This is a genomic window from Cellulophaga omnivescoria (assembly GCF_027915275.1).
GTDB lineage: Bacteria > Bacteroidota > Bacteroidia > Flavobacteriales > Flavobacteriaceae > Cellulophaga > Cellulophaga omnivescoria.
The window spans coordinates 1,152,501-1,177,548 of record NZ_CP115819.1 but is presented as its reverse complement, the minus strand read 5'-3'; the positions used below and the strand labels follow the sequence as shown (position 1 = coordinate 1,177,548).

22 protein-coding genes and 1 rRNA gene (1 of these 23 running past the window's edge) are annotated in these 25,048 nt (G+C 33.1%); 11 read left to right on the top strand and 12 right to left on the bottom strand.

Going from position 1 to position 25,048, the window contains the following annotated elements:
- Window positions 1–28: 28 nt before the first annotated feature.
- The 4 genes from PBN93_RS05270 to PBN93_RS05255 form a co-directional block, all read right to left on the bottom strand.
- On the bottom strand, window positions 29–2,458 hold the full coding sequence (locus tag PBN93_RS05270; RefSeq protein WP_271081625.1) for a TonB-dependent receptor: 2,430 nt from the start codon (window positions 2,456–2,458) through the stop codon (window positions 29–31).
- Window positions 2,442–3,161, bottom strand: coding sequence for a DNA repair protein RecO (recO, locus tag PBN93_RS05265; protein ID WP_077404929.1), 720 nt, complete (start codon window positions 3,159–3,161; stop codon window positions 2,442–2,444). The genes PBN93_RS05270 and recO overlap by 17 nt, the downstream gene beginning before the upstream one ends.
- A gap of 110 nt (window positions 3,162–3,271) precedes the next feature.
- Window positions 3,272–4,615 carry an NADP-specific glutamate dehydrogenase gene (gdhA, locus tag PBN93_RS05260; RefSeq protein ID WP_271081624.1) on the bottom strand — a complete coding sequence of 448 codons (1,344 nt, stop codon included), beginning with the start codon at window positions 4,613–4,615 and terminating at the stop codon, window positions 3,272–3,274.
- A gap of 105 nt (window positions 4,616–4,720) precedes the next feature.
- On the bottom strand, window positions 4,721–5,875 hold the full coding sequence (locus tag PBN93_RS05255) for a cystathionine gamma-synthase (protein ID WP_077404924.1): 1,155 nt from the start codon (window positions 5,873–5,875) through the stop codon (window positions 4,721–4,723).
- A gap of 73 nt (window positions 5,876–5,948) precedes the next feature.
- On the opposite strand from PBN93_RS05255, the gene PBN93_RS05250 reads away from it, so the two are divergent.
- Window positions 5,949–6,698, top strand: coding sequence for a DUF3298 and DUF4163 domain-containing protein (locus PBN93_RS05250; RefSeq protein WP_271081623.1), 750 nt, complete (start codon window positions 5,949–5,951; stop codon window positions 6,696–6,698).
- Window positions 6,699–6,728: 30 nt separating this feature from the next.
- On the opposite strand, the gene PBN93_RS05245 is transcribed toward PBN93_RS05250, so the two are convergent.
- Complete coding sequence (locus PBN93_RS05245; protein ID WP_271081622.1) at window positions 6,729–7,190, bottom strand: DinB family protein; 462 nt, start codon at window positions 7,188–7,190, stop codon at window positions 6,729–6,731.
- Window positions 7,191–7,289: 99 nt separating this feature from the next.
- Here PBN93_RS05245 and PBN93_RS05240 point away from each other — a divergent pair, with 99 nt between their 5' ends.
- Both PBN93_RS05240 and PBN93_RS05235 read left to right on the top strand, forming a co-directional pair.
- Window positions 7,290–7,643 (top strand): arsenate reductase family protein, encoded by a 354-nt coding sequence (locus PBN93_RS05240; protein ID WP_077404915.1) that lies wholly within the window; start codon window positions 7,290–7,292, stop codon window positions 7,641–7,643.
- On the top strand, window positions 7,640–8,539 hold the full coding sequence (locus PBN93_RS05235) for a DMT family transporter (protein WP_077404913.1): 900 nt from the start codon (window positions 7,640–7,642) through the stop codon (window positions 8,537–8,539). The genes PBN93_RS05240 and PBN93_RS05235 overlap by 4 nt, the downstream gene beginning before the upstream one ends.
- On the opposite strand, the gene PBN93_RS05230 is transcribed toward PBN93_RS05235, so the two are convergent.
- Window positions 8,536–9,015 (bottom strand): acyl-CoA thioesterase, encoded by a 480-nt coding sequence (locus PBN93_RS05230; protein ID WP_077404910.1) that lies wholly within the window; start codon window positions 9,013–9,015, stop codon window positions 8,536–8,538. The genes PBN93_RS05235 and PBN93_RS05230 overlap by 4 nt on opposite strands.
- Window positions 9,016–9,148: 133 nt before the next feature.
- Here PBN93_RS05230 and PBN93_RS05225 point away from each other — a divergent pair, with 133 nt between their 5' ends.
- The 4 genes from PBN93_RS05225 (at window position 9,149) to PBN93_RS05210 (ending at window position 12,817) form a co-directional block, all read left to right on the top strand.
- Entirely contained in the window at window positions 9,149–10,123 is a 975-nt protein-coding gene (locus PBN93_RS05225; protein WP_077404907.1) for an NAD(P)H-dependent flavin oxidoreductase, read from the top strand.
- 4 nt (window positions 10,124–10,127) lie between these two features.
- Window positions 10,128–11,090, top strand: a complete 963-nt coding sequence (locus PBN93_RS05220; protein WP_271081621.1) for a YheT family hydrolase — start codon at window positions 10,128–10,130, stop codon at window positions 11,088–11,090.
- Between the two features lie 41 nt (window positions 11,091–11,131).
- The gene (locus tag PBN93_RS05215) at window positions 11,132–11,614 is read left to right on the top strand and encodes a c-type cytochrome (protein ID WP_077404901.1); all 483 of its coding nucleotides are present in this window, start codon (window positions 11,132–11,134) and stop codon (window positions 11,612–11,614) included.
- A 162-nt stretch (window positions 11,615–11,776) separates the two neighbouring features.
- Complete coding sequence (locus PBN93_RS05210) at window positions 11,777–12,817, top strand: aldo/keto reductase (RefSeq protein ID WP_171974509.1); 1,041 nt, start codon at window positions 11,777–11,779, stop codon at window positions 12,815–12,817.
- A gap of 60 nt (window positions 12,818–12,877) precedes the next feature.
- Here PBN93_RS05210 and PBN93_RS05205 read toward each other — a convergent pair whose 3' ends face one another.
- The 6 genes from PBN93_RS05205 to panC form a co-directional block, all read right to left on the bottom strand.
- The gene (locus tag PBN93_RS05205) at window positions 12,878–13,531 is read right to left on the bottom strand and encodes a porin family protein (protein ID WP_077404894.1); all 654 of its coding nucleotides are present in this window, start codon (window positions 13,529–13,531) and stop codon (window positions 12,878–12,880) included.
- A 94-nt stretch (window positions 13,532–13,625) separates the two neighbouring features.
- The gene (radA, locus tag PBN93_RS05200) at window positions 13,626–14,987 is read right to left on the bottom strand and encodes a DNA repair protein RadA (RefSeq protein ID WP_271081620.1); all 1,362 of its coding nucleotides are present in this window, start codon (window positions 14,985–14,987) and stop codon (window positions 13,626–13,628) included.
- A gap of 78 nt (window positions 14,988–15,065) precedes the next feature.
- A complete protein-coding gene (locus PBN93_RS05195) occupies window positions 15,066–16,199 on the bottom strand; it encodes an alpha/beta hydrolase (RefSeq protein ID WP_077404888.1) in 1,134 nt (377 codons plus the stop codon).
- A 29-nt stretch (window positions 16,200–16,228) separates the two neighbouring features.
- Window positions 16,229–17,194 (bottom strand): lysylphosphatidylglycerol synthase transmembrane domain-containing protein, encoded by a 966-nt coding sequence (locus PBN93_RS05190; protein ID WP_077404885.1) that lies wholly within the window; start codon window positions 17,192–17,194, stop codon window positions 16,229–16,231.
- Window positions 17,195–17,199: 5 nt separating this feature from the next.
- Window positions 17,200–17,550 carry an aspartate 1-decarboxylase gene (panD, locus tag PBN93_RS05185; RefSeq protein ID WP_013620629.1) on the bottom strand — a complete coding sequence of 117 codons (351 nt, stop codon included), beginning with the start codon at window positions 17,548–17,550 and terminating at the stop codon, window positions 17,200–17,202.
- Window positions 17,551–17,563: 13 nt separating this feature from the next.
- Window positions 17,564–18,409: a pantoate--beta-alanine ligase gene (gene panC / locus PBN93_RS05180; RefSeq protein ID WP_271081619.1), complete on the bottom strand. Its 846-nt coding sequence runs from the start codon at window positions 18,407–18,409 to the stop codon at window positions 17,564–17,566.
- Window positions 18,410–18,514: 105 nt separating this feature from the next.
- Between panC and PBN93_RS05175 the strand changes: the two genes are divergently transcribed.
- The 4 genes from PBN93_RS05175 to PBN93_RS05160 all read left to right on the top strand — a co-directional run.
- Window positions 18,515–19,324 (top strand): glycogen/starch synthase, encoded by an 810-nt coding sequence (locus PBN93_RS05175; RefSeq protein ID WP_077404879.1) that lies wholly within the window; start codon window positions 18,515–18,517, stop codon window positions 19,322–19,324.
- A 5-nt stretch (window positions 19,325–19,329) separates the two neighbouring features.
- Entirely contained in the window at window positions 19,330–21,198 is a 1,869-nt protein-coding gene (locus PBN93_RS05170; RefSeq protein ID WP_077404876.1) for a DUF4270 domain-containing protein, read from the top strand.
- 126 nt (window positions 21,199–21,324) lie between these two features.
- Window positions 21,325–23,172 carry a glutamine--fructose-6-phosphate transaminase (isomerizing) gene (gene glmS / locus PBN93_RS05165; protein ID WP_077404873.1) on the top strand — a complete coding sequence of 616 codons (1,848 nt, stop codon included), beginning with the start codon at window positions 21,325–21,327 and terminating at the stop codon, window positions 23,170–23,172.
- A gap of 767 nt (window positions 23,173–23,939) precedes the next feature.
- Window positions 23,940–25,048, top strand: a 16S ribosomal RNA gene (locus tag PBN93_RS05160); it runs 411 nt beyond the window's last position.

Below are 25,048 nucleotides of genomic sequence, written 5' to 3'. Positions count from 1 at the left end.
AATCGGGTTTTTTTTATGTCTAAAATTTTTAAAATTGATAACTAATAGATGAAATTAGGTTTGTGCCTGGCGCTACAATACCAGATGAGTATGTTCTGTAACGTTGGTTAGTAATGTTTTGCCAACCAACAGTAGCTATTAAATTATTTGTTAATTTATAACTGGTATTAAAGTTTAGTGTTTGCCAATTTGGACTATATGGATTTCCATTACTGTCCGTTGCATAAATGTAGTCTTTACTACGCTCTGATGATGATAAGTTACTGTAAGATACCTCTCCGTTAAAGTTAAAAAATAAGTCTGTCTTTATTTTGTCATTTTTCCATATTAAATGGATATCTCCAAAAGTTGGTGCCACATGTCTCCCTGGTGTTTCTGTGCCATCTTCTTCTTCTTCAATACCTTTTGTAAATGTTAAATTAGAACTTAATGATAAGTGTTCTGTAAAATAAGCGTCTACACCAAGCTCCACTCCATGAACATAAGCTTTTGCTGCATTTTGTATTGCTTGTACGTTGCTTAATTCTCCGTGGTATTCTATTTCTTTTTCACCGTTAAAGGTAAAATCTCTACGTACTAGTGCATCTACTAAATAAGTGTAAAAACCTGTAGCGTTTACAATTACTTTGTCATTAAAATTCTTTTGTATGCCTAAATCTACATTATAAGCATATTCTGCTTCTAAATCTGGGTTGGGTACAACTACAGAGCCCGGTTCAGAATCAAATATTTTACCAACATCATCTATATTAGGCGCTCTAAAACCAGTAGAGCCATTAAAAGTTATCTGTAAATTTTCTTTAGGAAACCAACTAAGCCCAATGCTACCTGTAAGAGCTCCGGTATTTAAATTGGCATCATTAAAAGGAAAAGGATAAAAAGTTTTGTCAAATTCTGCATTAATCCAAACGTGACTGTAACGTAAGCCAGATAGCAGTGTAAGGTTTGGTTGTGCTTTGTATTCTGCATTAATGTAGCCAGCAGTTGTTTGCCAAGTGGCACCATCTGGATATCTGGACGCAGCATTAGTAACTTGGTTATTTTCTATATCGGTATTAAAACCTTTAGAATTCACTTTGTTAAATACATACTCTAGGCCGTAATATAAGCGTAAATCTCCAATACGTTTATTTTCTAAATCTATATTTGTAGACAATGCGTGTACATTTTCTTTTGTACTGCTTAACGTTGTAGATCCAAAGTTTCTATCGTTTCTACTTTCTCCAAAATGTTGGTAGGCAGTGTTTATTTTTAGTCTATCATAAAATTTTCCTTTGCCATGGTGCTGCAAACCTATTTTGGACATAAACCATTTTTGTGGTCCATAAAACCATTCTGCAGAACGTAGGCCTTCGCCGTCACTAGTTGGTCTTATTAAACGATCATACCTGCCATAGTCAGATGTTTCGGAAAAGTAAATACCCAAATCATAATTCCAACTGTCATTGGGTTTAAAAGCAATCTTTTGCATTGCGTTAATTTGGTTATATGCAGAGCCAACTTGTTTTTTAGGATTACTATTTGTTTTTAATTGGTCTTCTTCATTAATGGTAGTTACATAATTGTTTCTTAAATAAGAGCTTGGTCCATTGTTTCCCATTTTTAAATCATCAAAATCTGTATAACTAACACTTGTTAAAAAGGCCCATTTTTGTTTGCCGTAATTTATATCGGCATGTATTGTATTTTCTGTATTTGCAGTAGAATATCTGTAAGTTGCATTACCGCTCATTAAGGCGTGTTCAGATTTTGAATATTTTGGCTTTTTGGTATAAAAATTTAAAACTCCACCAATAGCGTCACTACCATAAATAACAGATCCTGGGCCAAAAATAACTTCTGTGTTTTGTATAGAAAATGGATCTATAGAGATTACATTTTGCAAATTCCCTCCTCTAAAAATTGCGTTATTCATACGTACACCATCAACAGAGATTAACAGCCTGTTGGTTGCAAAACCTCTAATCATAGGGCTACCACCGCCAAGCTGACTTTTTTGAACAAATATTTTACCGCTATTTTGTAATACGTCTGCAGCAGTTTGTGGGTTTGTAAATGCTATGGTTTTAGTTGTTATGGATGCTACTTTTTGAGGGATATCTTTTTTTTGCTGCTCCCATTTAGAGACCGACATAACAACACCGTCTAGCTCCTGGGCAGTAAGTACCATATAAATAGTGTTACCTCTTTTTAGAAGTAAATTTTTTGTAGTTTTTTTTGTTTGGTAGCCAATATGTTTTAAAACTATTTTCTCATTTTTATTAAAAATTGATAAATCTGCACTACCGTTTTTAGAGGTTAATGCCGTTTTTGTTTTGGTAGTATTGAAAATAGCAACATCTGGTATAGGCTCATAAGTATCTTGGTCTACAACAACAATCTCTTGGGCAAAGGCACCAAAAAAGAGCAATAAAAAAAATATAAAAAAGGTAGTACGCATACTAACGGAAAATTTCATTTAAAATAACAAGAGACTTTGGTTTTCTAAATCCTTGTAAATGTAATTCAAAATATAAAATAAGCGACTTTAGCAGCTCTTGCCTGTCGGTTTTAGTCATTTTAATTGTATATATAGCATCAAAATTTATGCCTAAGAAGGTTTTAAAATAATTTAAATTATTACCTTCTATAATTGGATTTAAAGATGGTTTGTTTGTAAAACTACCTTCCAGCAAATCAAAATATAATAAATGGTTGTTTTTATCGTCTGGATAAAAACCTAAATACTTGGTAATACTTAGTAAAAAGTGAAGATGAAAATTTGCAATTTGAGTTTCTGTATCTAACCATTGCAAAGCTGCTTCTATATAATTAAAGAGGTTTTCGTTTGGCTCTTCTTCAAATAAACTATTGCTTAACATTTCAGCTAAAAACTGTGTCATTGCATTTTTTGCAATATTAGTGTGTAATGTTTGGTAATAATAACTGGTTTTAGCTTCTCTAATGCTTTCTAGTGTTCCTTTATTTTTGTGTACGGCAATTAACTCTAATTGAGTTAAAGGTTGAAAATAAGCGGCCTTAATTTTTCCTTTTTTAGAAGACAAAACTCCTTTTAGTAAATATGATTTTAATCCGTCTGATAAGGTATATGCTTTAACAATTAAACTATTGTCGCCATATTTAAGGGCAGAGAGTACAATAGCTTTTGTGGTTACTTGCATTAGTAATTTTTAGGTAATGTAAAGATAGTAAATTGATAAGTTTTTTAATTGAAAAAGAAAAAGCTCCATTAAGAAAACTTAATGGAGCTTTTTAATATTTATATGTTGTTTTAAATAACGCCTTGAGCTAACATAGCGTCTGCAACCTTAACAAAACCAGCAATATTTGCTCCTTTTACATAGTTACAGTAACCATCTTTATCTTTACCGTATTCTATACATGAATTATGAATATCTTCCATAATTGTTTTTAATCTTTGGTCTACTTCTTCTCTTGTCCAGCTAATACGCAATGAGTTCTGAGACATTTCTAAACCAGAAGTAGCAACACCACCAGCATTAGATGCTTTTCCTGGAGCAAATAATATTTTTGCTTCGTGAAATTCGTGGATAGCTTCTGGTGTAGAAGGCATATTAGCACCTTCTGCAACACAAATACATCCATTTTTAATTAATGCTTTTGCTGCTTCGCCGTCTAATTCATTTTGTGTAGCACATGGTAAAGCAATATCACAAGCAACATTCCAAGGAGTTTCTCCTTTATGAAAAGTTGCTGAGGTATATTTATCTGCATATTCAGATATGCGTCCTCTTTTATTGTTTTTAAGATCCATTACATATGCAAGCTTATCAGCATCAATACCATCTTTATCTAAAATGTAGCCTTGAGAATCTGACAGAGTTAAAACTTTGGCTCCTAATTGTAATGCTTTTTCTGCGGCAAATTGTGCAACATTTCCTGAACCAGAGATTACTACATTTTTACCAGCAAAATCTTTTCCTTGAGTTTTAAGCATACTTTCTGCAAAGTAAACAGTACCATAACCAGTAGCTTCTGGTCTAATTAAAGAACCACCCCAAGAACGACCTTTACCTGTTAAAACACCTGTAAACTCATTTCTTATTTTTTTATACATTCCAAAAAGGAAACCTATTTCTCTTCCTCCTACACCAATGTCACCAGCAGGTACATCTGTATTTGGTCCAATGTGACGGCAAAGCTCTGTCATAAATGCATGGCAAAAACGCATTACTTCGTCATCAGATTTTCCTTTAGGGTCAAAATCAGATCCACCTTTACCACCACCCATTGGTAGAGTAGTTAAACTGTTTTTAAATACTTGCTCAAAAGCTAAGAACTTAAGAATACTTGCATTAACACTTGGGTGAAAACGCAAACCACCTTTATAAGGTCCTATGGCAGAGTTCATTTGTACTCTGTAGCCTCTATTTACATGGATGTTTCCATTGTCATCTACCCATGATACTCTAAAAGAAATTAATCTTTCTGGTTCTACCATACGCAAAAGTATGTTTTTGCCATTGTAAATATCATGATCAGCAATATAGGGGATCACTGTCTCGGCAACTTCTTGTACCGCTTGGATAAATTCTGGTTCATGACCGTTACGGGTCTTAACCTCATCCATAAATGCATTTATTTTTGCTTCCATATAGAAACCTTTATAATTGTTAAATTATTGAATTAAAATTATAACGGCAAAATTATACTATTTATATAATTTACACCTTGTTTTTTTAAAAATTTGATAAAATTATTATCCAATGGCCTGTTTAAGGTCATCAATTAAGTCGTTTTCATCTTCAATACCAACACTAAGTCGTATTAAAGAGTCTACAATTCCGTTTTTTTCTCTTTCTTTTTTTGGCATGCTAGCGTGTGTCATACTAGCAGGATGACCAGCTAAACTTTCTACCCCGCCTAAACTCTCTGCTAGTGTAAAAACCTCTAACTTTTTAATTATCTCTATAGCCTCATTATAATCTGCTCCTTTTGGTATAAAAGATAACATACCACCAAAGCCTTTCATTTGGCTTTTAGCAATATTGTAATTTGGGTGTGTATCAAATCCTGGCCAAAACACTTTTTCAACTTTAGGGTGGTTTGCAAGGTAATTAGCAATAGCCTTACCGTTTTCGCAGTGGCGCTGCATTCTAACATGCAATGTTTTTATACCTCTTAAAACTAAAAAACTATCCATAGGGCCACATATTGCACCACTAGCTTTTTGTATAAAATATAACTTATCTGCTAAATCTTTATTGTTTACAATTAAAGCACCCATAACAACATCACTATGGCCTCCTAAATATTTTGTAGCAGAATGCATTACAATATCTGCTCCTAAATCTAAAGGGGTTTGTAAATAAGGAGTAGCAAAGGTATTGTCTACAGCTAAAGGTATATTATGTTTTTTTGCTATTTTACCGGCGGCGGCAATATCAATAATATTCATCATTGGGTTTGTTGGTGTTTCTACCCAAATAAGTTTTGTGTTACTATTAATATAATTTTCAATAGTACTAGTGTTAGACATATCTACAAAATGAAAAATAATTCCAAATTTCTCGTAAACTTGTTTAAAAAGTCGGTAACTTCCTCCATACAAATCACTTGTAGAGATAACCTCATCACCAGGGCTTAAGAGTTTAATAACAGCATCTATAGCAGCAATGCCGCTACCAAATACAAGTCCATAATTTCCATTTTCTATACTTGCTAAAGATTTTTCTAATGCGGTTCTGGTAGGGTTTGCACTTCTAGAGTACTCATAACCATTATGCACTCCAGGAGCAGTTTGTGCATAGGTAGAGGTCTGGTAAATAGGTGGCATAACAGCTCCGTACGCCTTATCTGGTTCTTGACCTCCGTGAATAGTTTTGCTGTTAAATTTTAAATTATTTTTGCCCACACTTCTTTATTTATAACACAAATGTATCGTTATCTTTGCAGAATACAATGCGCTTGCACAATCTTATTTAACTATGAATAATAAATTTTTCTTATTCCTTTTTTTAATTGTTTTAATTGGCTGTAATAATAAAAAAGAGGTTTCTTTTGGTGCTCTAAATTTTACTACAGAAAAAGAAACTAATAAACCGCTTGTTGTAATTAATGTTCCTAAAGCCGTAAAGCAAACAAAAGTTAGTGAAACAATTAATAATACAATTAAGGAGAAAATAATATCGTTATTAATTTTTGATGATGATATAACTGTTGATAATATAGATGATGCAATTTCTTCTTTAAACGACGAATTTTTAAGTGTAAAAGAAAAATTACCTGGAGATGCTACACGTTGGGAAGTAACCATAAATGGGGAAGTAGTTTATGAAACAGATAAAATTATTACCATAGATTTAGAAACGTATGAGTTTACTGGTGGTGCTCATGGTTATGAGTCTAGTATTTTGTTAAATTTTGATGCTGTAAAAGGAACTTTACTTTCTAATGAAGAGTTAATTGCTAGCAAAGAAGAATTTTACAACTTAGCAGAATTAAAGTTTAGAACGCAAGAAAAAATCCCGGCTAATGTACCTATAAATGACACGGGTTTTATGTTTGAAGAAGAGGTGTTTACTTTGCCAAGTAATATAGGGTACACAAAAAAAGGTTTAAAGTTGCTTTACAATACGTATGAAGTTGGTTCATACGCAGATGGGCAAATAGAAGTGTTGTTACCTTATAAGGAAGTAAATAATATGCTTGTTGTAAAAGGTAAAGAACAAGAGTAACCTTTGTATAAGATTACTCTTTGTTTGTTGTTATTTTCCAATATTTCTTTTTAAGGCTAATATAGATCCTATGTGTATGCCTTCATGCAGTGCGTTAAATTTCATAGCCTCTACAGCATTACTTAATGTAATATTTAAGCTTGTAGTATATGGAGTGTAACTTTTAAAATTTCCGGCATTATAATCTAGATCCGTTTGTTTTAAAGTGCTAAACAAAAGTTCTTTAATTTGTGTTATTTCTTCATCTGTAGCTGTGCCATCTGGAAAAGTACCTTTTTTGTATTTTTCCACCATTTCATCAGAAACCAGCATAGGCATACCGCTAAATTTGTAAACAAGTAGTTGTTGTGTAACTACAACATGCGCAATGTTCCACCAAATGTTGTTGTTAAAATTTTTAGGAATTTCTAACAGTAAATCTTTAGGAGTTTCATCTAAAATTTTTAATAATATTTTTCTAATTTGCTTAGAGTTGTCAAGTAAATATTCCACTATTATGTTTTTTGATAAAAATAGTACAATTCAACCAAATTGGGTTTCTTTGCACTTAGTTTTTTGTTTCTAAATAATATTCTAAATCGTTTAATAAAAATGAAGAAAATATATCATTTAAGTACCTGTGATACTTGTAAAAGAATTTTAAAAGAATTACAACCTCTAGATGGTTTTGTATTACAGGATATTAAAACCGAAGAAATAACAGAACAACAGCTGCAAGAAATGCATAGCTTAACCGGTAATTATGAAGCTTTGTTTAGTAAAAGAGCAAGACTTTACAAAGAAAAAGGTCTGGCACAAAAACAATTGCAAGAAGAAGATTATAAAAATTTAATTTTAGAACATTATACCTTTTTAAAAAGACCTGTGATATTGGTAAACAATGCAATATTTGTAGGCAACAGTAAAAAAGTGATTGCCGCAGCAAAAGAAAAAATTCACAATTGAGTAAAAGAACATTAGCTATACTGGCTTGCTTAGGAGCTACCACTATTTATGGTATAAACCATACAATAGCAAAGGGTGTAATGCCAACTTATATTAAACCTTTTGGATTTATAATGGTGCGGTTGCTTGGTGCTTCTTTTTTATTTTGGATGTGTTCTTTTTTTATACCAAATCAAAAAATAAAGCGTACAGATTGGGGTAGACTATTTTTATGTGCCTTAACTGGTATGGGAATAAATATGCTTACTTTTTTTAAGGGTTTAGAATTGTCTACGCCAATAAATAGTGCTGTATTAATTACTATAGTTCCAATACTAGTAGTGGTAATGTCTGCTATTTTTATAAAAGAAAAAATTACATTGCAAAAAGGATTTGGTATAGCACTTGGTCTTGTTGGGGCATTATTTTTAATTCTTTATGGAGCAGAATTTAGGCAAGATGCACCTAATATTCCATTAGGTAATGCATTATTTGTTGTAAATGCAATTAGCTATGGTGTTTATTTAATTTTAATAAAAAAGCTATTAGAAAAATACCATATGTTTACTTTATTAAAATGGCTTTTTACATTAGGCTTGGTTTTATGTTTTCCAATTACAATTTCAGAATTTAGAGAAATTGAATGGAGCACAATACCAACTAGTGGTATTGGCTCTATTATTTTTGTTATTGTAGGGACTACTTTTTTAACTTATTTATTTAACGTTTACGGATTGTCGCAATTAAAGGCATCTACCGTAAGTGCTTTTTCTTATGCGCAACCATTAATAGGAATTTTATTTGCAGTTGTAACAGGTAAGGACAGTTTAACTATGGTTAAAGTAGTAGGTACCGTTTTAGTTATTTTAGGATTGTATTTGGCAACTAAAAAAAATAAATTGCAAGTAAAAACCTAAACTTCTAAATCTTTAGGAACCTTTGCAAATTTACGAGTGTCTTCTTTTGTGAGTAATTTAAAGTCATTAGCTTTTTCAACTCTAGAAAAAGCGTTCATAAATTCTTCAGGTAATCCAGTTAAACTTCTTGTTTGTAAATCTATCCAAGCCCCTAAAATTTCACAGTGGGCAAAATTTCTTCCTTTAGAATCAAAAAAGTTATGATGAAATTTAAAAAATTTTCCGTCTTCACTTAATCCCTTTAATTCTAAAGATACTTTTACAGGTTTGCCAAAAAATGCCTCTTTAAAGTAATAAATGTGCTCGTAAAAAACCACAGGGCCAATTTTATAATCTGCCATAGTTTTTTGGTTAAAACCTAGTTCCATTAAAAAGCCCATTCTAGTTTGGCTCATATAATTTACGTATGCAGAATTGGCTAAATGCCAGTTAGCATCAATATCACTCCATCTAATTTCAAACTCTTTTAAGTACATATTTTTTTAGAATTAATTGTTATGCATGCATAATAAATGATAAAAATACTATAGTTTTGAGAAACTTAAACATATTACTTTATAAAAAGTAGTTAATTTTTTAAATTTATAGTATTAACAAAAAACCAAATTCATGAGAACAATAGCCCCATTTGTAAAAGATCTTTCTTTGCCTGTTATAGCCGCACCAATGTTTTTAATATCAGGACCAAAGTTGGTTATAGAATGTTGTAAAAACGGAATAGTAGGTACTTTTCCTGCATTAAACCAAAGAACAAGTGAGGGGTTTGAAGAATGGTTAATTCAAATAAAAGAAGAGCTAAAAACGTTTGAAGAAGAAACAGGTAAAAAAGCTGCTCCATTTGGTGTTAATTTAATTGTGCACCAAACAAATCCGCGTTTAGAGGCAGATCTTATGTTGTGCATAAAACATAAGGTGCCTTTAATTATAACTTCTTTAGGTGCGGTATCTCAGGTTGTAGATGCTGTGCATAGCTATGGAGGTCTTGTTTTTCATGATGTAATTAAAAAGCGTCATGCAGAAAAAGCAGCAGAAGCTGGGGTAGATGGTTTAATAGTTGTTGCTGCTGGTGCAGGTGGTCATGCAGGTACATTAAACCCTATGCCTTTGGTTGCAGAAATTAAAAAGTTTTTTACTAAAACGGTTATATTATCTGGTTGTATTAGTACAGGAAGAGATATAGCTTCTGCAAGGCAAATGGGCGCAGATGTTGCTTATATGGGAACTCGATTTATAAATACCACAGAAAGTAAGGCTACAGAAGATTATAGAAAAATGATTATTGAAGCCGGAGCTAGTGATGTTGTTTACACGGCATCTATATCTGGTGTGCACGCTAACTTTTTGGGAGCAAGTTTAAAAGCGGCAGGTATTACAGAAGAAGATTTAAAAAAAGATACTAAAATAGACTTCGGAAAAGAAATGGACACCGAGGCTAAAGCTTGGAAAACAATTTGGTCTGCAGGTCAAGGTGTTACAAATATTAACAATGCAGTTCCTGTAGCTGATTTAGTTGCTACTTTAAAAACCGAATTTGTAGAAGCTATAGAGGAACAAAAGAAATTACTAGAAGTTTACCCTAAATAGTATAATGCCAATATTAGAATCAGCTTATAACCCTCCTTTATTTTTTAAAAGTGGGCATTTCTCTACACTTTACACAGGTTTGTTTAGGTCTGTAGTAGTGCCAACGCAAAAAAGAGAGCGTATACAATTGGCAGATGGCGATTTTTTAGATTTAGATTGGAGTTTTACAGCTACAAAAACAGATAAAGTTGTTATAATTGTACACGGTTTAGAGGGTAACGCACAAAGACCTTATATTTTGGGTGCAACCCGAGAGCTTTTGCTATGTAACTATAATGTGTGTGCGGTAAATTTAAGAGGTTGTAGTGGAGAAGCTAATGTGTTATTTAGGTCTTACCACTCTGGCGCTACAGAAGATCTAGATGCCGTTGTGCAGCATATTTTAGGTTTAAAAACATATTCTAAAATAGTATTGCAAGGTTTTAGTTTAGGCGGTAATTTAATTTTAAAATATTTAGGAGAGAATAGGCAAAGACCACCAGAAATTAAAGCTGGCATAGGAGTTTCTGTTCCCTGTAACTTGGCTAGTTCTTTAGAAGAATTGCTAAAGCCAAAAAATATACTGTATGCTTCTAATTTTAAAAAACGTTTGCTACAAAAATTGCGAATAAAATATAAGCAATATCCAGATAAAATTAATGAGTCAGAAATAAACAAAATAAAAACCTTAAAAGATTTTGACGATGTGTATACTAGTAAAGCAAATGGTTTTATAAACGCTTTAGATTATTATGAAAAAGCTAGTTGTTTGCAGTTTTTGGATAAAATAAAAGTACCAACTTTAATTATTAATGCTAAAAACGATTCTTTTTTAGGTGCTGCTTGTTATCCTGTTAAAGAGGCAAAGCAAAATAGTAACTTATTTTTAGAAATGCCATTGTATGGAGGTCATGTTGGGTTTTATGATAATAATAACATCACGTACTCAGAAAAAAGGGTAGTTAAATTTTTAGAAGAGAAGGTTTAAATAAGAGTATTGCTTATATTAGTGCTTTAAAACTTAAACACATGAAAAAATTATTTTTAATCTTAGTTGCAGGCGTATTTATGGCGAGTTGTGGCGACAAAAAGGAGGATAAAAAATCCGATGGTTTTGAAATGAACCGTACCAAAAAGGAAGATAAATCGGCAGCAAAGCAAGAAGGAGTTCCTGTAGATATGGACAATAAGGGTGTTGGCCCTATAAAGTCTGTAGATTTAGGTGCAGAAGTAGATAAAGAAATGGCTGCAACAGGCGAATCTATTTTTAGTTCTAAATGTGTTGCTTGCCATGCAACAGATATGCGTTTAATTGGCCCAGCTGTTAAGGGAGTATTGGACAGAAGAAGTCCGGAATGGGTTATGAATATGATATTAAACCCTGATGGTATGCTAAAAGAAGATCCTATAGCTAAAGCTTTGTTTAAAGAATATAATAATGCTTTAATGACTAATCAAGGCTTAACAGAAGAAGAAGCAAGAGCTATAACGGAGTATTTCAGGACGTTATAAAATAAATCTTTAATTTTTTAAAACAGCGTTTTTCTAAACATAGATTAACGCTGTTTTTTTATTGTAAAATCTGTAACAAATGCCGGTTTATATGTTTGATTAAAGTATTTATTTCCCTAGATTTGGTTAAGAACATGAAGAATTTTTACCACATTAATGACTATGAAATACGTAAAATTACCGCATACTAATTTAGAGGTAAGCCAAATTTGCTTAGGCACAATGACTTGGGGCAGGCAAAACAATATTGACGACGCTTTTAAACAAATGAATTATGCTTTAGAACAAGGAGTTAATTTTTTTGATACTGCAGAATTATACCCTGTTCCGGCAAAAGCAGAGTTGTATGCAGAAACTGAAAAAATTATTGGTAAATGGTTTAAAGAAACAGGTAATAGGGATAATATAATTATTGCATCTAAAATTGCTGGTAAAGCAGATTTTACAAAGCATATTAGAACCACTGGTTTCCAAAAAGAAGCTCTAATAACTGCGGTAGAAAACAGTTTAAAACGTTTACAGACTGATGTTATAGATTTGTACCAGTTACATTGGCCAGAACGGCAAACAAATTACTTTGGGCAAAGAGGTTATGAGCATAAAATAAATGACTTTTGGGAAGATAATATTCACCAAGTATTAGATACTTTAGGCGATTTAGTAAATGACGGAAAAATTAAGCATATTGGCTTGTCTAATGAAACCCCTTGGGGAACTATGCGTTTTTTAGAGGAAAGTAAAGTGCACAGAAGATTGCCACGTATGTCTACCATACAAAATCCGTATAGTTTATTAAATAGGACTTTTGAGGTTGGTTTGGCAGAAATATCTATGAGAGAGGATATTGCGTTAATACCATATTCTCCTCTGGGTTTTGGGGTGTTAAGTGGTAAATACCTTGGAGGTTTACAACCTGCAAATGCAAGGGTAACTCTTTTTCCTAATTACAACAGATATAGTGGAGAAAATGCACAAAAGGCAACACAAATGTATTGTGATTTAGCCCGTGAGCATAGCTTGTCTTTACCGCAAATGGCATTGGCATACGTAAACTCTAGACCGTTTGTAAAAAGTACAATTATAGGAGCTACAAATTTAAAGCAACTAGAGGAAAATATTGGAAGCGTAAATGTAAAGTTAACAGATGAGGTTTTAGAAGGTATAGAGGCTATACATAAGCAAATACCTAACCCAGCTCCTTAATATTTAATAGACAAGTAAAATAGAAAAGAGGCTGTACATATTGTGCAGCCTCTTTTTTGTTTATAGAAGGATTAAAACTCCTAGATTAATATTGCTTGTTGATAAATTAAAATTAAAAGTGTTGCTTTCTCTTTTAGAGCTAGCTGAGTCAATATCATATTTATAAGAACTATAATTGTACCCAAGACTACCAATAGTAGCTTCTAATGCTATTTTATTACTTAAAAAATAGTTGAGGCCTGGTCTTAAGCCAATGAATAATCTTTTACTTGGATCTTCATAACTATCAGAATCTGAATATTTTTTCTTGTATAATGAATATCTACCTTCGGCCTGAAGAAATAAACTTAAGTTTTTGCCAGCTCCAAAGTTTTTTCTAATGAATGGGTTAATTATATATCCTAGGCTTTTATTTGTGTACTCTTCATCGTTATAATTATCTTCAGATTTATCAAAGTCTATTCCTATTCCAAGTCCAACTGTTAAGTCATTAGCTATAGTGTATCCAATTTTTGGTATAAAGCCGAATGAAAAACCCTTACTGTAGGTGTTGTCGTCTTGATTGACTTCAAAGTTTTCAGTTTTGCTTGAGCCAATATTTAGGCTGCCACCAATACTCCAGGTGTCTTTTGGAATTACTCTTTTGATTTCAGTTTCTTGAGCAACACTTGTTCCGTAGATTGCTAAAAAGGTAATAAGTAATAATTTTTTCATCTTATTTTTTTAAGGATTAAGACTACTTATTATCAAGGTTTATACCACAATATAGGGTGAGAGTATTATTTAAAAGTTAAATAACTTAAGTTTTTTAATTAAACAAAACTCTCACAACATCTTCAATTTTTGAGACTAATTGTACTTTAATAACTGTATTTTTTAAGGTAATTTTATTATTTTTAGATACAAATATAGCTTTAAAACCAAGTTTTTCTGCTTCGGATATACGTTGGTCTACGCGTTGTATGGGTCTAATTTCTCCTGCTAGACCAACTTCAGCGGCAAAACATACACCTTTAGGAATTGGAATGTCTGAGTTGCTAGATAAAATTGCTGCAATTACAGCTAGGTCAATAGCTGGGTCATCTACAGAAATACCTCCGGTTATATTCAAAAAAACATCTTTGGCACCTAACATGAAACCGGCACGTTTTTCTAAAACAGCTAATAACATATTAAGTCTTTTTGCATTAAAACCTGTTGTAGATCTTTGTGGTGTTCCATATACGGCAGTGCTAACTAGTGCTTGTATTTCTATCATTAAAGGTCGCATACCTTCTATAGATGCAGAAATAGCTGTTCCGCTTAGTCCTTCATCATTTTTAGAGATTAAAATTTCGGAAGGATTGTTTACTTCGCGTAAGCCGCTACCCAGCATCTCATAAATTCCTAATTCTGCAGTAGAGCCAAATCTGTTTTTTAATGCACGTAAAATTCTGTAAACATAGTTTCTGTCGCCTTCAAACTGTAAAACAGTATCTACCATATGTTCTAAAATTTTTGGTCCGGCTATAGTACCATCCTTTGTAATATGACCAATTAAAATAACGGGAGTATTTGTTTCTTTGGCAAACTTTATAAGTTCTGCAGTACATTCTCTAATTTGAGAAATACTTCCTGCGGCAGACTCTATGTAGTCTGAGTGGAGTGTTTGTATAGAGTCTATAACTAAAATATCTGGTTCTATAGCTTCAACCTGTTTAAAAATATTTTGTGTTTTGGTTTCTGTAAGTATAAAGCAAGTTTCATTATCCGTGGTTATACGGTCTGCCCTCATTTTTATTTGTTTCTGACTTTCTTCGCCAGATACATACAGTGTTTTATAGGGTAATTTAAGTGAGATTTGTAATAGTAGTGTGCTTTTGCCTATTCCGGGTTCTCCACCCAAAAGTGTTAATGAGCCTGGAACCAAGCCTCCACCTAAAACCCTGTTAAATTCAAGATCATAGGTGTTTAGGCGTAATTCTTTTTCTGTACTAATTTCTTTAACGCGTAAAGGTTTTGTAGCAACCTTGGGTGTATTACTAGGTGTTTTCCAGCTACTTTTTTCCTCTTTTTGTATAACTTCTTCAACAATAGTGTTCCACTCTTTACAAGCGCCACATTGCCCTGCCCATTTAGCATATTGTGTACCGCAATTCTGACAAAAAAAAGCTGTTTTTGTTTTAGCCATTACCTAATTTGTTGGTTTAGGCCAAAGGTACTACAAAGTTTATAATTTTATTTTTAGCTTATAAACTAGTCTAAGGTATTAATAACCAAAGTCAGCCTTTAAAGCATCAATTTTTTCTAAAGCCATATCTTTGGTTAAAAAGTCAATTTCTTCCATTCCAAAGGCTTTTTCAAAAGTACGTAGCGCTTTCTTTGGTTCCCCAATCTCTTCAAAGTACTCTCCTTCAAAATAAAAACCTAGCATAGTATCTGGAAATTCTTTTTTACACAAATCAGATAATTCTTTTAAAGACTCTGGATCCTCTTTCTTTTTACTTGCCGAATAAATAGCCATAACATCATTAAGATCTACTCTTTTTGTAAAACCAAATGTTTCTTTAATAATAGTGTATTTGGTTTCTAAATATGCATAAGCAGGCTCTTCTGATGTTAAAATTTTAGTTTTATATTCTTTAGGGCTAATTGGTTTAAATATTTCAAAAATATCATCAAAAGCTTTTCCTAAACCATATGTAGCTATAGATGTGTGGTCTGTGTCGTACACATCAAAATAGTATTTAAAAGTTTCCTTTTCTATAGTTTTTAAAGATGTGTTAAGTTCTGCTAGCTCTTTAGCATTTCTATTTTTTTCTACAATTAAATGATAAAAAATTTGCTTGTCTATTGCTCCAATTCTATTGGCAACTCTAGATTCCATTTCTGGTGCTAAAGTTGGTGATATGCTTATGTATGAGCTAAAAAGTGGATTCTCTTTAAACAGATAAAAGTTTTCAAAGTTGGCTGTAATGTCATAACCTACAATCATTTTAAAAGGCGAAATGTTGTAAGTACTTTCTATATTAGGAACAACTTCCATCCCTAAAAATTCAAAAAAAGCTTTTCCTTCTTCTGTAGGTAAGCCATTGTCTTCACTAAAAGAACAGTCTTTTAGCCTGTTTTGCTGAGCTTGTTGGTGTATGCCTACAACTATAGCAGGTGGCATACCATGAAATCTGCTATAAAATTTTGCTTTGGCAACAACATCATCAAACAAATACTCTGCGTCTAATACAACAATTAGTGTGTGTTGGTCTTCTTCATTGTAATCTTCTGGAATATAGTAGCTAACATCTCTTTTTTGTTGAAGCTTAAAAGATTCAATAATTTCAGTTTTTACTTGTGCAAATGCATTTAACCCTATAAATAGGGCCAAGGTTAAGGTAATTTTTTTCATTTTTGGGTTTGTTCTTTAGTCTTAAAAAACTATTTGGTTCTTTTTAATAACGGCAATAGTAGAAAAGATATTGCCCCAAAAACAACAACTAGTAAAGTTTGTGAAATCCACATAATCCAACCAAAAGCATCACCAGATACACTACTAATACCAAATATAGTTAGGGCGCTGCTTACAACAATAGGGTAAAGTCCTATGCCGCCATTAGTGGCTGTCATAGCAAATGCACCAAAAATAAACGCTACTAATAATTGACTAACCGATAGGGATATGGTTTCTGGAACAGTATATTTTATAACCCAAAACATACCAATATAAACACTCCAAATAAACAATGTATGAAAAATAAATGCCCATTTATTTTTCATTTTAAAAATACTAGTAACTCCTTGTAAAAGCCCGTTTACAAAGTCTTTAATTTTTACTAAAAAGGGGTGTGTGGATTTTTTAATAACATAAAAGAAAGCTAAAGCTATAACAGCTGCGGACCCAAGTAGTAATAGTATTTTTGTAATATTAAAACCTTTTGATTTAAAGAAATCAATAATAATTTCAGTCTGTAAAAAAAAGGTAATAACAATAATTAAAAGTAACATTATAAGGTCTATAACCCGCTCTGTTACAATGGTTCCAAAACCTTTTTCAAACGGAACATCCTCGTAGGTAGTTAACGCAGTTGCACGTAAAATTTCTCCAGACCTAGGAATGCCTAAATTGGCAAAGTATGATGTTAAAATAATAAGTATGTTATTAACAATTTTTGGTTTGTAGCCAAGTGGTTCTAAAAGATAGTTCCATCTAATAGCTCTAGAAACGTGGCTTAAAACACCCATCAATAATGAGATACTAACCCAAAATAAATCGGCCTCCTTTATGTAATAAATTATTTGTTTTCTGTCTTCTTCAGAAGTAGAATTGTATGAATACCATATTAAAAACAGCCCAAAAGCAATTGGTAAAACTGTTTTTAATGTTTTTTTTAAGGAGGCGGTCAAGTATGTTAGTTTAATAAATTATTTTCTTCATTAGGGAATACTAAAGACGGGTTAAATTTTTTAGCCTCTTCAATATCCATACGTGCGTAGGTAATTAAAATAAGTATATCGCCAGCGGCAACTTTACGTGCAGCAGCTCCATTAAGTGTAATTTCTCCACTTTTTCTAGGTCCTGGTATTGCGTACGTTTCTAATCGTTCTCCGTTATTGTTGTTAACAATTTGTACTTTTTCTCCTCTAATAATATTAGCGGCATCCATTAAATCTTCATCAATAGTAATGCTACCAATATAGTTTAAGTCTGCACCGGTAACTTTTACACGGTGAATTTTAGATTTTACTACTTCTATCTGCATAATACAAAGGTAATTAATTTAAAGCTATATTGTCTATAAGTCTTATGTTATTAGCATAAACGGCAATAAAGGCTCTATATTTTTTATTTTTAGATTTTCTTTTTATTGTTTGTAAATTATCTGCATTGGTAATGGTAAAATATTCTAAGTCTAGCAGCTTGTTTTTATCAAATTGTGCAGTAACCCACTTACTTACTTGTAAAGCACTTTTTGTGCCAAATTTTATTTTAGCTTCTTTTAAAGTCTTATAAATAAAAGCTGCTTCATTACGTAGTTCTGTAGAAAGGCGTTCATTTCTAGAACTCATTGCTAGTCCGCTTTTTTCTCTTACTATAGGGCAACCAATTATGTTTACTGGTATTTTTTTAATGTCAACTAGCTTTTTTATAATTTGTAGTTGTTGGTAGTCTTTCTCTCCAAAATAGGCATTGTCTGGTTTGCCAATAGTTAATAATTTCTCAACAATTGTGCCAACTCCGTCAAAATGACCGTCTCTAAACTCTCCTTCCATAACTTTTTCTAGTCCGCCAAAGTTATAGCTGTCAGATTTTATGTTACTGTTGTAAATTTCTTGTGCAGAAGGAGCAAAAACAACAATTTTGTCCGATGCTTCTTTTAAAAGGCTAATATCTTCTTGTAATGTTTGAGGATATTTTTCTAAATCTTCGGCGTTATTAAATTGTGTAGGATTTACAAAAATGCTTACAATTACGTAATTATTCTCTTTTAAGGCTTTTTTAACTAAAGAAATATGTCCGCTGTGCAAAGCGCCCATTGTTGGTACCATACCCACAGTTTCTTCTTTAGATACGGTAGAAAAATGATTTTTTAACTCTACTATTTTGTGAAAAATATGCATATATTTAATTTAAAACGACAGCAAACTTACTATAATTAGCGTTAATCTCTATAATTTTTGTAATTTTGCATCCTACGCTTTTTTGATAAATAAAAATCAGCTTCTATGAATGGTAAAAAGATATTGTTTGTATCTTCAGAATTAATGCCCTATCTCCCAGAGAATCAAGTTTCCCAAATGTCTTATGAAACACCACGTATGGTGAACAGTAAAGGCGGGCAAATAAGAATATTTATGCCGCGTTATGGCAATATAAATGAAAGAAGGCATCAGTTGCACGAAGTAATTCGTTTGTCTGGTATGAATTTAGTAATTAACGATATGGATATGCCGTTAATTATAAAGGTTGCTTCAATCCCTAAAGAACGTATTCAAGTTTATTTTATAGATAATGAAGAGTATTTTAAAAGGAAAGCAACTTTTACTGATGAAAATGGGACTTTATTTCCTGATAACGATGAAAGAGCTATCTTTTTTGCAAAGGGTGTTGTAGAAACCGTTAAAAAACTTAACTGGTCTCCAGATATTATTCATGTGCACGGTTGGATGGCTTCTTTAGTGCCATTGTATCTAAAAGAATTTTACGCTGATGAGCCATTATTTGCAGAAAGTAAAATTGTTACATCTGTCTACAATAAAGGTTTTGATGAAGAATTAGATAAGGACATAGTTAAAAAAATTGCCTTTGATCAGATTGCAGAGGATAAAGTTGATGTTTTATCAACGCCTAACTATAATAATTTGTTAAAAGTAGCTGTAGATTATTCAGATGCTGTTATTTTAGCCTCAGAGGAAGTGCCAGAAGAATTAACAGAGTATGTTGCTGGTCTTGAAAAACCTGTGTTGTCATACGTTCCTCTTCAGGAGTTTGAAGAAGCGTATACCAACTTTTACAACAATGAAGTTATAAAATAAGTTACATGAATTTTTACAAGAAGTTTGTTTATTCTGCGTTTGCAGGGTTTTTTATAATGTCTGCATTTGTTTCATGTGAAGACGAGCTAAATACAATTGGAGGCGAGGTAATCTCTGGCGAACCTTTTACTGCTAAAAAGGCTGTTTATGATGTTTTTGCATACAATAAAAAGGTAAAATCGGTACAAACAAATGGTTTGCCAATTTATCAGCTTGGGACGTTTAATGATCCAATTTATGGTAAAACAACCGCTTATGTAAATTCTCAGTTAAGACTTGCTGGTGGTGTTGGTAATCCTACTTTTGGTTTGTATAGTCAAGCTGTAGAAGATGAATCTGATACAGATGAGAGCGTAACAACAATTGAAGAGAATGAAACAGTAACTGGGGTTACTTTATTTATTCCTTTTTTAACAAAATCAGATTCATTAAGAGATACTGATGGTGATGGTGTAGATAATGAATTTGATGATGAGCCAGAGGATCCGTCTAACGATACAGATGGAGACGGGCTTACCAATGCAGAAGAAGTTGCTTTAGGTACAAATCCTCAAGATGCAGATACAGATAATGATGGTACTAATGATGGTGATGAGGAAGATATTATTGAAGGTGCTTATGCAAGACAGTACCAAGTAGATAGTATTTATGGTAGTGTTAATGTTCCTTTTAACTTTAAGGTAGAGCGTTCTACATATTTTCTTAGAGATGTAGATCCAACGCAAAACTTTGAAGAAAGACAAATTTATTATTCAGATTTTGAATTTTCTCCTAATTTTATAGGTGAAACGCTTTATGATGGTGTCGCAAATTTTACAGATACAGAAACAGTAACTTACTATGAAGTTGATGATCCTGATACAGATGAAGATGAAATAGGAACGGTGAAGAGAAGATTGGCTCCGGGTATAATTGTTGATATGCAAGATGTTATTCCGTTTTTTCAAGAAAATATTTTAGATAAAGAAGGTCAAGCGGAGTTGCTGAGTCAAACTAATTTTCAAGAGTTTATCAGGGGTTTATATTTTACTGCATCTGGTGGTGAAGGTGATCTTATGATGCTGTTGAATTTTGATGCGGCTAAAATTTATGTAGATTATTTATTTGATAGGGTAGACACTAATGATACTGCAGATGATACGTCTGATGATACCATTATTAAGGAAGAGTCTACGTATATTTTAGATATAAACGCAGCTTCAGGTAATACAGTTAACTCTTTTGTTAATGATGAATACCCGGTGGATATTGCAAATAAAATGGATACGGGAGAGAATTCAGATCGTATTTATTTAAAAGGTGGTGCGGGTTCTTTTGCTGAAATTAAATTGTTTGATGAGGAAAATGGTAGAGATGCTATTACAGAAATTAAAAATAATAATTGGATTATTAACGAGGCAAATTTAGTTTTTTATATAGATAGAGAAACGTTAGATGCCGCAAGTGTTGGTGGTAATAGTGTTGTAGAACCTCCTAGACTGTATTTGTATAATGCAGAGGATAATACATCAATATATACTTATCCGTTAAGTAGTACAGATGTAGAAAATGGACCATTAAGTTTATTAGCGTTAACTGGTTATGACGGTATAATAGAAACTTCTAGTGATGGTAAAGGTATTAAATATACAATTAGAATTACAGAGTATATAAACAATTTGGTTGTTCGCGATGCGGAGAATGTTACATTAGGGTTATCTTTAACTTCAGATATAAGATTTAGTGTAAATGCACAGGCAATGTTAGAAGATGGCGAAGGGCAAATTCCACTTTTATCTGTTGTAAATCCATTAGGAACCGTATTGTATGGTAGTAATATAGACGATGAAGATAAAAAACTTAAGCTTGAAGTTTTTTATACAGAGACTAACTAAAAGCCAGTCAACTTATACCTTTTGTAGTATTTTTAGGTGATTACAACTGTAAAGTGCTTTTAGTTTTTACATTTATATATAGATTTGCCTCAAACATTAACTATAATAATTAATAACTAATACATTATGTGTGGAATTGTAGGGTATATAGGTCATAGAGAGGCTTATCCCATTATTATAAAAGGATTAGAGCGTTTAGAGTATAGAGGATATGATAGTGCAGGAGTTGCATTATTTGATGGAGATAAAATAAATTTAGCTAAAACTAAAGGTAAAGTATCTGATTTAAAAAAGAAGTCAGAGGATACAATATCTACTAAAGGTTCAATTGGTATTGGTCACACTAGGTGGGCAACTCACGGTGTTCCTAATGATGTTAACTCACATCCACATTATTCTAATTCTGGTGAGTTGGTAATTATTCACAACGGAATTATAGAAAACTACGAGTCTATAAAAACGGAATTAATCAAAAGAGGGTATACTTTTGAATCAGATACTGATACAGAGGTTTTAATCAATCTTATAGAGGAAGTTCAGAAAAAAGAAAATGTTAAGTTGGGTAAAGCAGTTCAGTTAGCCTTAAACGAGGTTGTTGGCGCTTACGCTATAGCTGTTTTTGATATTAAAAAACCGGATGAAATTGTAGTGGCTAAATTAGGTAGTCCATTAGCAATTGGTATGGGAGATAATGAATTCTTTGTGGCTTCAGATGCATCTCCTTTTATCGAGTTTACAAATAATGCTGTTTATCTAGAAGATGAGGAAATGGCTATTATTAGACTTGGTAAAGAAATTAAGTTAAGAAAAATTAAGAATGATGCTGTTGCATATCCAAATATTTTGGAATTGCAAATGAATTTAGAGGAGATAGAAAAAGGTGGTTATGATCACTTTATGCTAAAGGAGATTTATGAGCAGCCAAGAGCTATTTTGGATACCTATAGAGGTAGATTGTTAGCAGATCAAAAGCTAATAAAAATGGCTGGTATAGATGAGCATTTAGATAAGTTTGTAAATGCAAATCGTATAATTATTGTTGCATGTGGTACATCATGGCACGCAGGTCTTGTAGCAGAATATATTTTTGAAGATTTAGCTCGTATTCCAGTAGAGGTGGAATATGCGTCTGAATTTAGGTATAGAAATCCCGTTATTACAGATAAAGATGTTTTAATTGCAATTTCTCAATCTGGTGAAACGGCAGATACATTAGCAGCTATTAAGTTAGCTAAAGAAAACGGAGCATTTGTTTTTGGTGTTTGTAACGTGGTTGGTTCTTCTATTGCTAGGGAAACTAACGCTGGTGCTTATACGCACGCTGGACCAGAAATTGGAGTTGCTTCAACTAAGGCTTTTACTACTCAAATAACAGTGTTAAGCTTAATTGCGTTAAAATTAGCTCAAGAAAAAGGGAGTTTAACAGATGAACAGTTTACAAACTTTTTAACAGAGTTAGAATATATACCAACAAAAGTAGAGGTAGCTCTACAATCTAATGATGCTATAGAGCAAATAGCCGAGGTGTATAAAGATTCGCCTAATTGCTTGTATTTGGGTAGAGGTTATAATTTCCCTGTTGCTTTAGAGGGGGCATTAAAGCTAAAAGAAATTAGTTATATCCATGCAGAGGGATATCCAGCTGCTGAGATGAAACATGGACCAATTGCTTTAATTGATGAATCTATGCCGGTAATTGTAATTGCAACTAATAAGGGGCATTATGAAAAAGTGGTAAGTAATATTCAAGAAATTAAATCAAGAAAGGGTAAAATCATTGCGGTTGTGACCGAGGGTGATGTACAGGTTAAAGAGTTGGCGGATCATGTAATAGAGGTGCCAGAAACCTTAGAGGCTCTTACACCGCTGCTCACTACTATTCCTTTGCAATTGTTGTCTTACCATATAGCCTTAATGAGAGGTTGTAATGTGGATCAGCCACGTAATTTAGCAAAGTCAGTTACTGTAGAGTAATTTAAACTATAAATTATTTTTAAAAGCTTAGAGTGTAAACTCTAGGCTTTTTTGTTTTGTATGTAGGCTTTGTAGGTTTTAGGAGGGATTAATTCTGATTTATGTTAACGTAAACGTAAATCCTTTAGTCTAACAATCGCCTTTTTAGGGGTAGAGTAATGTTGTTTTAGGCTAGTTTTTAATGATAAGCTTAGGTTTGGTAAAAAATAGGTTAAAAGTATTTTGTTTTAAGTGCTTGAAAAATAGCGTGGTAAAGCTTGTTTTAAAAATACTTTTAAAAAAGATGTAAAAAAGGCTTGTGGTGTTCAAAAATGAGAGTATATTTGCAGCCGCTAACGGACAAACGAGCAGTTATAAAGTTAGCAAAGTTCATTGATTAGGTTGTAAAATTAGTATTGTAAAAAGGTTAAAAAATAAGTTTACAAAAGCTTGTTTAGTAGCAATTAAAAATACTATTTTTGCATTCCCAATTTGCTAGGGTTGTTAAAGCGAAAATAAGCACTAAAATAATTTAAATTTTTATTTTGTCAGTTTAAAAAAACGTTTTACATTTGCAACCGCTTTCAGAGGGGTAAGAGTTAAGAAATTTTGGAATGATTATATTGTTAATCAACTAGTTCGAGTCTAGTATTTCTACAAGAATTAAAAGTTCATTTGACATATTGAAGAGACAGCAAAATAATGCTACTTAGTAGTATTATTGAATTAAAAAAGAGAATGAGTTTGGTTTTAGACGATTTTAGGTTGTTAAGAATATTTACAAAACAACGATGAAGAGTTTGATCCTGGCTCAGGATGAACGCTAGCGGCAGGCTTAACACATGCAAGTCGAGGGGTAACAGAGGAGCTTGCTTCTGCTGACGACCGGCGCACGGGTGCGTAACGCGTATACAATCTGCCTTGCACTAAGGGATAGCCCAGAGAAATTTGGATTAATATCTTATGGTTTATAATTATGGCATCATATTTATAATAAAGGTTACGGTGTAAGATGAGTATGCGTCCCATTAGTTTGTTGGTAAGGTAACGGCTTACCAAGACTACGATGGGTAGGGGCCCTGAGAGGGGGATCCCCCACACTGGTACTGAGACACGGACCAGACTCCTACGGGAGGCAGCAGTGAGGAATATTGGACAATGGAGGAGACTCTGATCCAGCCATGCCGCGTGCAGGAAGACGGTCCTATGGATTGTAAACTGCTTTTATACAGGAAGAATAAGGACTACGTGTAGTCTGGTGACGGTACTGTAAGAATAAGGACCGGCTAACTCCGTGCCAGCAGCCGCGGTAATACGGAGGGTCCGAGCGTTATCCGGAATTATTGGGTTTAAAGGGTCCGTAGGCGGGCTGTTAAGTCAGGGGTGAAAGTTTGCAGCTCAACTGTAGAATTGCCTTTGATACTGATGGTCTTGAATTATTGTGAAGTGGTTAGAATATGTAGTGTAGCGGTGAAATGCATAGATATTACATAGAATACCGATTGCGAAGGCAGATCACTAACAATTGATTGACGCTGATGGACGAAAGCGTGGGTAGCGAACAGGATTAGATACCCTGGTAGTCCACGCCGTAAACGATGGATACTAGCTGTTTGGATTTCGATCTGAGCGGCCAAGCGAAAGTGATAAGTATCCCACCTGGGGAGTACGTTCGCAAGAATGAAACTCAAAGGAATTGACGGGGGCCCGCACAAGCGGTGGAGCATGTGGTTTAATTCGATGATACGCGAGGAACCTTACCAGGGCTTAAATGTAGATTGACAGGTTTAGAGATAGACTTTCCTTCGGGCAATTTACAAGGTGCTGCATGGTTGTCGTCAGCTCGTGCCGTGAGGTGTCAGGTTAAGTCCTATAACGAGCGCAACCCCTGTTGTTA

Bases quoted from the DNA above. Each gene is read 5' to 3' on its own strand.
- PBN93_RS05270 (WP_271081625.1), bottom strand. From the start codon at position 2,458: ATGAAATTTTCCGTTAGTATGCGTACTACCTTTTTTATATTTTTTTTA.
- recO (WP_077404929.1), bottom strand. From the start codon at position 3,161: ATGCAAGTAACCACAAAAGCTATTGTACTCTCTGCCCTTAAATATGGC.
- gdhA (WP_271081624.1), bottom strand. From the start codon at position 4,615: ATGGAAGCAAAAATAAATGCATTTATGGATGAGGTTAAGACCCGTAAC.
- PBN93_RS05250 (WP_271081623.1), top strand. From the start codon at position 5,949: ATGAATAATAAATTTTTCTTATTCCTTTTTTTAATTGTTTTAATTGGC.
- PBN93_RS05240 (WP_077404915.1), top strand. From the start codon at position 7,290: ATGAAGAAAATATATCATTTAAGTACCTGTGATACTTGTAAAAGAATT.
- PBN93_RS05230 (WP_077404910.1), bottom strand. From the start codon at position 9,015: ATGTACTTAAAAGAGTTTGAAATTAGATGGAGTGATATTGATGCTAAC.
- PBN93_RS05225 (WP_077404907.1), top strand. From the start codon at position 9,149: ATGAGAACAATAGCCCCATTTGTAAAAGATCTTTCTTTGCCTGTTATA.
- PBN93_RS05220 (WP_271081621.1), top strand. From the start codon at position 10,128: ATGCCAATATTAGAATCAGCTTATAACCCTCCTTTATTTTTTAAAAGT.
- PBN93_RS05215 (WP_077404901.1), top strand. From the start codon at position 11,132: ATGAAAAAATTATTTTTAATCTTAGTTGCAGGCGTATTTATGGCGAGT.
- PBN93_RS05210 (WP_171974509.1), top strand. From the start codon at position 11,777: ATGAAATACGTAAAATTACCGCATACTAATTTAGAGGTAAGCCAAATT.
- PBN93_RS05205 (WP_077404894.1), bottom strand. From the start codon at position 13,531: ATGAAAAAATTATTACTTATTACCTTTTTAGCAATCTACGGAACAAGT.
- radA (WP_271081620.1), bottom strand. From the start codon at position 14,987: ATGGCTAAAACAAAAACAGCTTTTTTTTGTCAGAATTGCGGTACACAA.
- PBN93_RS05195 (WP_077404888.1), bottom strand. From the start codon at position 16,199: ATGAAAAAAATTACCTTAACCTTGGCCCTATTTATAGGGTTAAATGCA.
- panD (WP_013620629.1), bottom strand. From the start codon at position 17,550: ATGCAGATAGAAGTAGTAAAATCTAAAATTCACCGTGTAAAAGTTACC.
- panC (WP_271081619.1), bottom strand. From the start codon at position 18,409: ATGCATATTTTTCACAAAATAGTAGAGTTAAAAAATCATTTTTCTACC.
- PBN93_RS05175 (WP_077404879.1), top strand. From the start codon at position 18,515: ATGAATGGTAAAAAGATATTGTTTGTATCTTCAGAATTAATGCCCTAT.
- PBN93_RS05170 (WP_077404876.1), top strand. From the start codon at position 19,330: ATGAATTTTTACAAGAAGTTTGTTTATTCTGCGTTTGCAGGGTTTTTT.
- glmS (WP_077404873.1), top strand. From the start codon at position 21,325: ATGTGTGGAATTGTAGGGTATATAGGTCATAGAGAGGCTTATCCCATT.